Below are 4,461 nucleotides of genomic sequence, written 5' to 3'. Positions count from 1 at the left end.
ATAACTAATAATTAATATAATCAAAGGAATCATCTTTAACTTATCACATATATTTTCAAAGATAGAGACACATGCATTATATTGTGCATCATTGGATGTAAGCTTGAGGTGATTCCAATCCAATGTTTTTCTTTGTGCTTTCTTTATAAAGCCTTCTGTATTGCTGTTTTTATTTAAATAATAAGTAACAGAAGAAACAGTTTGTTCAGTATGACTTAATGACTGCGCTTTTGATAAAGCGATAAAGATAGTATTATAAGGCTTTAAATGACTTAATAGCCCTACTTTATTCTTATAGATTCCTACAATAGATAATGATACATCTCCTTTTTCTGTGTTTAATTGAATATCGTCTCCTAAACTTAGATTATTATTTTTCGCAAGTGCATAAGAAATTACTGCATTGGATGTATTCTCATCATTCTTATTTAAAAGTCTTCCTTCTTTAAGTTTATATTCTTTTGAATTAAAGTCCTGGATCAGCGTCATAGAGGAATAACCTGCAAGAAGAAATGTATCTTCTTGTAATTTTGTCAAACGAATACGAGGGAAAGAAAGACGTGTATTAACTGATTTAAGTGTATGTGAAGATGCATTGACTAGTTGTTCATAGTTATAAGTTTTGACATCTTTAATAGTAGTTAATTGTTTGGCATCTCTGATACTTATTCCATTATCAGATGATAGTGTGACTTCATACTTTAATTGTTTCTTATACTTATTAATAACCTGTAATGATCCCTGCTTAATGAACAAACACATCATAATAAGATTCATTGTGATACATACAATGATAAATAACGATAAATAATGTAGACCCTCTTTCCCTTTAAACATAATACTGCCTCCTTATAAATATAATAAGAAATAATATTTGCGGTATTATGGAGTAAATATGGGAAAAATTGAGTAAAAAAAACAGTGGATAAAATCCACTGTCAAAAACAAAAGTATATTATTCAGCAACTTTCTGTTCTTTGATAACCTTAGCGATAGATTCGATTACGTCCTTTTCGTCTTCACCTTCAGCTTCGATTTCTACAGTAGCCTTAGTTGGAACACCTAAAGACATAACACCCATGATTGATTTAAGGTTAACGCTCTTACCGTTATAGATTAAGTTAATATTGCTAGAGAATTTGCTAGCCTGATTTACTAAGATTGTAGCAGGTCTTGCATGTAAACCTACTGGGTCAGATACTACGAATGATAATTTTTCCATTTAAAAAATTCCTCCTTATGAATATGGTATTATTATATCACAAATCCTAATTTTTTCTATAACTTTATGTCATTTTTTACTAACGCTTACAAAAGCGTTGATATATACGCTATTTTTTTGATAATAATTTTTTATAATTGTATAAATCCGACACCTAAAACAGAACCACAATTCCATTCTTTTGTATGTCCAGGGTGTTTAAAAGCCAATGCAAGATTACCCATTTCATAGACCATTACGCCACCTTCTGGGATATCTACAACTTCTACATGGTCTAATATTTCAGGACCAAACACCTTTTCATCACTATATACTGCTGCCTGCATATTTGTGATTGTCAGAAGTTTGCCTTTCACCATAAAAGAAAATTTATAAACATTCTGAGAACCTTCTAAAGGAATCTTTTCGACAAGAATCTTATCAGGATCAACGCCTAATGTTTCAAAGATACGAGACTGTTGGAAAGACATTGCTTTCTTTAGTTCTTCGTTTAATTGTTTCTCTTTAGAATAATCATTTTTACTATAGTCATGCTGTGTTGCATTGACATCTACATCTAACATCCATGGATCAAATCTAAATTCCATTTTCTTTCTCCTCTACTAATTCATTTTTTGTTTCTGAACGATATTCTACTAATCTTTCAAACCAAATCTTACATAATGCACCTACTGGTACAGAAACGAGCATTCCTAAGAATCCACCAATCATACTACCGAAAATAAGTGATACGATAACAAGTACAGGATGAATATCAATACTTGCACTAAGTAATCTTGGGTTAATAATATTACCGTCTACACCCTGAATAATAAGTAGCGCAATCAAAGCTCTTAAGGCCATATGTAAATCAGCTGTCACAAGACCAATAATTGCTATAGAACCATATCCAAGGAATGGTCCTACATAAGGTATTAGATTACCTATACCAACTAATAATGCAATCACAATCCAGAATTTAACATGTAAGAAGCCAAATGCTACACTTACCATAACAAACATAAGAAAAGCATCAATCACCTGGCCACGTACATAACCAGAGAATACACCTTCAACATCAATTAATAATTGATGAATAACAGTGTCTACTTTTCTACTTGTAAAAGCTTTAATACTCTTACTCCAATAATTCCATAGTTTTTCTCCATCAAGCATAAAATAAATCGCAAAAATAATAGAGAATAGTAAATTAGTGAAGAAGTCTGATACTTTAGTGATACCGCCTAGAAGATTACTTGTAACACTATCAACTGCTGTCTTTAAGAACTGCTGTACTTGTACTGTAGAAATACTCATGGATTTAAGCTGTACGATGATTGCATCATAAATCGCATTCACATTCTTTGCGACAATACGTAAGAAATCACTCATATCCTTAAACTGTGTGACTGCAAGTTCTTTACCAATACTTTTAATCACAAAAGTAGATAATAATGCAAAAACAAATAATACAATTAAAGAAGTAATCGCAACAGATAACTGATGACTTAACTTCTTCTTTTCTTTAAAATAAGAAACATTTCTAAGAGATGATTCTACCTTTTCTACAACCGGCTTTAATAAATAGGCAATCACAAAGCCAATGAGTAATGGCGTAAATACCTGACTTAAAAATCCCAATCCCTTCTTAAGAAATGAAAGAATGTCTGAGATGTTACTTCCCGCTGCAATCACAAGATAGATTGCAATGACAGTAAGTACTACATAAATAGATATCTGCGTATATTTTCTATTAGGTTTAAAATGAAACATAATACCTCCCTACATAAGAGGGCTAAAGAAACGTAAGATACATCTCCATCCTCTTAATACAACACTTGTATTTATATACTTTTCTGATACATCCTGACTTATTTCAAATAGTTCATCAAAGTCTTCTCTTAATTCTTTGACTGCATGATTATGTGTAAACCAGCATCCATTTTCAAAGTGTAGATAAAGACTTCTAAAGTCAAAATTAATTGTACCAACAACACCGACCTGATCATCAACTAGACATTGTTTTGAATGTATAAATCCAGGAGTATATTCATAAACATGAATACCTGCCTGCACAAGATGTGAATAATAGCTTCTAGTCACTGCAAAGACAACTGCTTTATCAGGAATACCTGGTGTAATAATTCTTACATCAACACCTCTTTTTGATGCAAGAATTAGTTCTCTTTGCATTTCGTCACTTAATATCAGATATGGTGTAGTGATATAGATATGATCAACAGCATGTTTAATCATATTTAAATAGACATTCTCACCTGTTTCTTCATCATCTAAAGGAGTATCTGAGTAAGGGATGATATATCCTTCACCTGATACTTTATGACCTTTTAAATAAAGTGTGAGGTCTTCATAATCTTCTTTACTTGATGTCTGCCACATCTCAAAGAATATCTTTGTGAGAGAGTCTACTGCATCACCCTCTAATCTTACTCCAGAGTCCTTCCATAGTCCATAAGGATGTGTGTAATTGAAGTATTCATCTGCAAGATTATAACCACCAGTATAGCCTATTAGACCATCTATGACAGTAATCTTACGATGATCACGATTGTTCATAAAGGGATTTAAAACAGGAAAGATAGGGTTAAATACACGACACTGTATACCTTCTTCATGAAGACGTGCTCTAAACTTATTATTAATAAATCCTACACTTCCCATATCATCATAAAAGACTCTGACATCCACGCCCTGTTTAACTTTTTCTACAAGGATATCTTCTATCTGTCTCCATGCATTTGAATCTTCTATCGCATGATATTCCATGAATATGAATTCTTTAGCGTTATTTAAGTCATGTAGTTGTGATTCCAATGCATCATTTGTGGAACTATAGAATTTTATCTTTGTATGATTAAAAGTAGGAAAACCTAAAGATTGTAGATAATAAGCTTCTGTGGCATGAAGAGGATCATTCTGTTGTAGTAAGTTATACCCTTCTGTTTCTATCTTATAGCTACTTAGATCATCATTTACTTTATTGAACTTCTTCTGTACTGTCTTCAACAATGAAGGTCTACCAAACAAGATATATATAGCTAAACCAAAGACAGGAAAGATGAGAATCAAAACAATCCAAGATAGCTTAAAAGCACTATTATCCGGTCTTCCATAAATACGTAGTACGCATATAAACGCAATTATACTCATGAATGTATCAAAAGCAGCATAGTACTCAGATAAATGTATCGCAAGATTCACAATCATGAAGACCTGAATAATAATTAGAAGTGCTGCAA

General features: G+C 32.0%; 5 protein-coding genes. All 5 read right to left on the bottom strand.

All coding sequences use genetic code 11. The features are described from left to right. A partial coding sequence (locus tag ACT8VG_RS07785) for an ABC transporter permease (protein WP_444195559.1) occupies positions 1-837 on the bottom strand: 837 nt, incomplete at its 3' end. 118 nt (positions 838-955) lie between these two features. Next, positions 956-1,222 carry a phosphocarrier protein HPr gene (locus ACT8VG_RS07780; protein ID WP_022425165.1) on the bottom strand — a complete coding sequence of 89 codons (267 nt, stop codon included), beginning with the start codon at positions 1,220-1,222 and terminating at the stop codon, positions 956-958. A gap of 131 nt (positions 1,223-1,353) precedes the next feature. Next, a complete protein-coding gene (locus ACT8VG_RS07775) occupies positions 1,354-1,809 on the bottom strand; it encodes a hypothetical protein (RefSeq protein WP_117459248.1) in 456 nt (151 codons plus the stop codon). Then, positions 1,799-2,974: an AI-2E family transporter gene (locus tag ACT8VG_RS07770; protein ID WP_217107128.1), complete on the bottom strand. Its 1,176-nt coding sequence runs from the start codon at positions 2,972-2,974 to the stop codon at positions 1,799-1,801. Before ACT8VG_RS07770 ends, ACT8VG_RS07775 begins: the two co-directional genes overlap by 11 nt. A gap of 9 nt (positions 2,975-2,983) precedes the next feature. After that, the coding region (gene cls / locus ACT8VG_RS07765) for a cardiolipin synthase (RefSeq protein ID WP_444195558.1) at positions 2,984-4,461 on the bottom strand (1,478 nt) is incomplete at its 5' end.

The sequence above is a fragment of the Catenibacterium sp. genome (assembly GCF_052354645.1).
GTDB lineage: Bacteria > Bacillota_I > Bacilli_A > Erysipelotrichales > Coprobacillaceae > Catenibacterium > Catenibacterium mitsuoka_A.
This window is presented reverse-complemented; position numbering and strand designations above follow the sequence as displayed.

Coding starts and splice junctions, on each gene's coding strand:
- ACT8VG_RS07780 (WP_022425165.1), bottom strand. CDS start 1,222: ATGGAAAAATTATCATTCGTAGTATCTGACCCAGTAGGTTTACATGCA.
- ACT8VG_RS07775 (WP_117459248.1), bottom strand. CDS start 1,809: ATGGAATTTAGATTTGATCCATGGATGTTAGATGTAGATGTCAATGCA.
- ACT8VG_RS07770 (WP_217107128.1), bottom strand. CDS start 2,974: ATGTTTCATTTTAAACCTAATAGAAAATATACGCAGATATCTATTTAT.